This window comes from Thermoanaerobaculia bacterium, from assembly GCA_035717485.1.
In the GTDB taxonomy this organism is placed as follows: domain Bacteria; phylum Acidobacteriota; class Thermoanaerobaculia; order UBA5066; family DATFVB01; genus DATFVB01.
In genome coordinates, this window is sequence record DASTIQ010000118.1 from 1 (window position 1) to 3,554 (window position 3,554).

Below are 3,554 nucleotides of genomic sequence, written 5' to 3' on the forward strand. Positions count from 1 at the left end.
TTCCTCTTCCTGTTCGCCCTGATCGACTTCCTGCTGCTCGCTTCCGAGAAGCTCCTGATCCGGAGCGCCGCCCAGAGCGCGCGGGCGCGCGGCCTGAATTTCCGGACCGTCGTCGTCGCCGGGACGGGATCGCGCGCGGTCGCGATGGCGCAGTTCCTCGAGGCTCACCCGCACTGGGGATTCCGCGTTCTCGGGTATCTCGACGACGGCGGGGGAGGCGCGATCGCCCGCGACGGCCGCTGGCAGAAGCTGGGAGCGCTCGGAGATCTCGAGGCGATCCTCGCGCGCGAGGTCGTGGACGAGGTGATCTTCGCGATCGAGCGCGGAAAGCTCGAGGACTTCGAAGAAGCGATGCTCTCCGCGGAGCGGCACGGCGTGCGCTCGCACGTGGCGCTCGACCTCTTCCCGCACGTCATCGCCCGGCCGGTGCTCGAGGAGCTCGACGGCGTTCCGCTCCTGACGTTCACGACCGTTCCCACGAACCCGGTGCTGCTCGCGGGCAAGCGCGCGATCGACCTCGTCCTCTCGGTCGCGCTCGTCGGGGTGACGCTGCCCGTGCAGCTCCTCGCGGCCGCCGCGATCAAGCTCACGTCGCGCGGCCCCGTGCTCTTCCGCCAGACCCGGTCCGGGCTGAACGGGCGGCCGTTCACTCTCCTGAAGTTCCGGACGATGATCGCCGGCGCGGAGGAACGTCTCTCCGAGGTCAGCCACCTGAACGAGATGTCCGGCCCCGTGTTCAAGAGCGCGCGGGATCCGCGCCTGACGCCCGCCGGAAAGGTGCTGCGCCGGTTCTCGATCGACGAGCTGCCCCAGCTCTGGAACGTCCTGAAGGGCGACATGAGCCTCGTCGGGCCGAGGCCGCCGCTTCCCGAGGAAGTCGCGCACTACGAGCCGTGGCAGCGGCGCCGCCTATCGATGAAGCCCGGTCTGACCTGCCTGTGGCAGATCTCGGGACGCAACGAGATACCGGACTTCGACCGGTGGATGGCGCTCGACCTCAAGTACATCGACACGTGGACGCCGTTCCTGGATCTGAAGATATTGATGCTGACGGTTCCGATCGTGCTGACGGGCCGCGGCGCCCGATAGCACGCGCGGCGATGCATCGAGCCGGACGAGCGCGTGCCGCCCGTGTCTCCCTGCGACGTACGCTCTGGGTACGCCTCCGGTCGCCGCGGGCGACCCGAATCCCGTCCCGCTCGCGCCTCGCCGCGCCTCGACGTCGTCTGAGCAGAAGTTCGTGAACCACTTCAAGACGACATTACTGAGCCCCCAGCCCTTTCGATGACGCTGAACCATCTCTCGGGATGGGCGATCGAGTGTGCGCGCATCGCGCGGACCGCTGCGCTGCGCGCCCTCTCGCCGTTTGATCGCTTCTGGAGAGCGCTGCGGCGACGGACCGCGCTCCCGCCGCTCTGGCTTCGCCGGCACGCCGGACCGGTGCGGGCGTTCGAGACGTCGGCCCGCGATTGCCGGCTTCAGCTCGATCGATGGGCCGTCGTCCCAGCGGCGGGCGGGATCGTCGACCTGGGATGCGGTCCGGGCGCGATGGCGCTGGAGCTTTCGAACGCGATGGGAAGGAATGCGCGCTATGTCGGGATCGACGTGCACGGGCCGTCGATCGCGTGGTGTCGGCGGAGATTCCGCGGAGACGACCGCTTTCGATTCGAGATCGCGCCCGTGAGCTCAGCGTTCGGCGCCGGGGATCTGCCGATCGGGCGATATCGATTGCCGGTCGATGACGGTGCGGCCGGGCTCGTTCTGGCGAAATCGCTCTTCACGCATCTCTCGGAAACGGAAGCCCGCCGGTATCTGTCCGAGATCGCGCGGACGCTCCGGCCTCGCGGCGCCGCCGTGGTCACCGCTTTTCTCTTCGCGGGCGTTCCTCCGGCGTTCCCCTTCGGAGACGAGCGTGTGCGGTGGCGTGTGCGCGCGCGGCCGGCGGCGGCGATCGCGTTCGCCAGACAGGTCTTCGAGGAGATGATCGCCGAGGCGGGCCTCGTCTGCGCGGACGCCTTCTTCGGCTTCTATCCGGGCGGCGGCTCGCGTTTCGCGGGCCAGGACGTGCTCCTGCTCAACCGCGCGCCCTTGTCGAAATAGAGAAAGGGCCGGCTTCGTGCCGGCCCTCGAGCGTCGATCGATTTATCGGTGTTCTACCGGTTCCCGTCCACGTTGACGTTTCCGCCGGCTTTTTCTTCCTCGTCGTTTTCCTTGTACATGTACTTGATCGAATGCTTGGGGATCAGGAGATTCGGTCCCTTCTCCCGGTTCACCTTCAGGCAGGACTTGTCGTACCACTCGATCCAGCCGTGGATCTCCTCGCCGTCGTTCAACAGGACGACCATGGGAGTCTTCGCTCCCATCTGTTTCAGGTAGTAATAGTTTTCCGCGTTCGTCTGTTCCGGAGGGGCCTGCTTTCGCTGGAACGAGCGCGTGGGGTAGCGGTCCTTCACCTCCGCGAGGGAAGGGCGGATCAGTTTTCGCGCGGTCGGCGCCGCGTCCTCGGCCGGAGGGGGGGCGGGAAACCCTTTACGGTCGGCCATTGAATCTCTCAGTGGGGGTCAAGGTGACCCTCCTCGAAGGGGAAACGTGTCGTCCTTGGGAAAAATTCTAACGAAGCGTATCGATCGAACGCAAGAGTTAATGAGAAACGAAGCGAACTCCGCCGTTCAGTTTTCGTACGCGAGGCAGCACATCAGCCGGCCGCACATCCCCGAGATCTTGGACGGGTTGAGCGAGAGGTTCTGGCTTTTCGCCATCTTGATGGTGACCGGGTGGAACGACTCGAGGAACGTCGAGCAGCAGAGCGTCTTCCCGCAGGGGCCGATCCCGCCCCGCATCTTCGTCTCGTCGCGGACGCCCACCTGCCGCATTTCGACGCGGAATCCGTAGGCCTGGACGAGCTCGCGGACGAGCTGCCGGTAATCGATGCGGTTCTCGGAAGTGTAGTAAACGGAGAGCTTTCGCCCGTCGAAGGAGAGCTGGGTCCGGATGAGCTTCATCGGGAGGGCGAGCGCTCCGGCGCGATCCTTGATGAAGTCGAAGATCTTCTTCTCCCGATCGATCTTGTTCCGGTGCGACTGCAGATCCGCCTCGTTGGCCGGCCGGATGAGGCGGCGGGCGGTCTTGACCTGGCAGCCCTTGGCGATCAACGGGTGGAGCGACGTCACCTGCGCATATTCGTAGGAGCCGTTCTCGGAAGACTCGACCACGATCCACTCGAGCTTTTCGAGCTTCTCCCCTTTGGTCTCGCAGAAGACGACCCGCCCGTCCTCGTTTTCGTTCAGCCGGATTCCGACGTAATTGCCGCCGGAGTTGTATTTGTTGCCGATCGAGCAACCGCTGCAACCGCTCATCGGAGAACCTTCATCTCGGCGCCGCAAGGGGCGCACGATTGAAAAAGGCGGCCGGGCCGCCGGGGTACTTCCTCTTCGGAGCCGCGTCGGCGGCCCTCGCGCTTACCGGGTTAAATATAGCACGCGGGAACAGTTAGCCGAATCAGGGGAGGGGGGCGAAGCGTCCCTCGGGCGGCCGGAAGTCAGCTGGTAAGCCTC

At 65.7% G+C, this 3,554-nt stretch carries 3 protein-coding genes and 1 pseudogene; 2 read left to right on the forward strand and 2 right to left on the reverse strand.

Features of this window, described 5'->3' with window-relative positions; all coding sequences use genetic code 11:
- A partial coding sequence (locus VFS34_06300; protein ID HET9794056.1) for a sugar transferase occupies window positions 1-1,089 on the forward strand: 1,089 nt, incomplete at its 5' end.
- 195 nt (window positions 1,090-1,284) lie between these two features.
- The gene (locus VFS34_06305) at window positions 1,285-2,100 is read left to right on the forward strand and encodes a class I SAM-dependent methyltransferase (GenBank protein ID HET9794057.1); all 816 of its coding nucleotides are present in this window, start codon (window positions 1,285-1,287) and stop codon (window positions 2,098-2,100) included.
- A gap of 53 nt (window positions 2,101-2,153) precedes the next feature.
- On the opposite strand, the gene VFS34_06310 is transcribed toward VFS34_06305, so the two are convergent.
- Window positions 2,154-2,543, reverse strand: a complete 390-nt coding sequence (locus VFS34_06310) for a hypothetical protein (GenBank protein HET9794058.1) — start codon at window positions 2,541-2,543, stop codon at window positions 2,154-2,156.
- A 129-nt stretch (window positions 2,544-2,672) separates the two neighbouring features.
- Window positions 2,673-3,356: pseudogene (ricT, locus tag VFS34_06315) on the reverse strand (regulatory iron-sulfur-containing complex subunit RicT).
- Between the last annotated feature and the right edge of the window lie 198 nt (window positions 3,357-3,554).

Bases quoted from the DNA above. Each gene is read 5' to 3' on its own strand.
- VFS34_06310 (HET9794058.1), bottom strand. From the start codon at position 2,543: ATGGCCGACCGTAAAGGGTTTCCCGCCCCCCCTCCGGCCGAGGACGCG.
- VFS34_06305 (HET9794057.1), top strand. From the start codon at position 1,285: ATGACGCTGAACCATCTCTCGGGATGGGCGATCGAGTGTGCGCGCATC.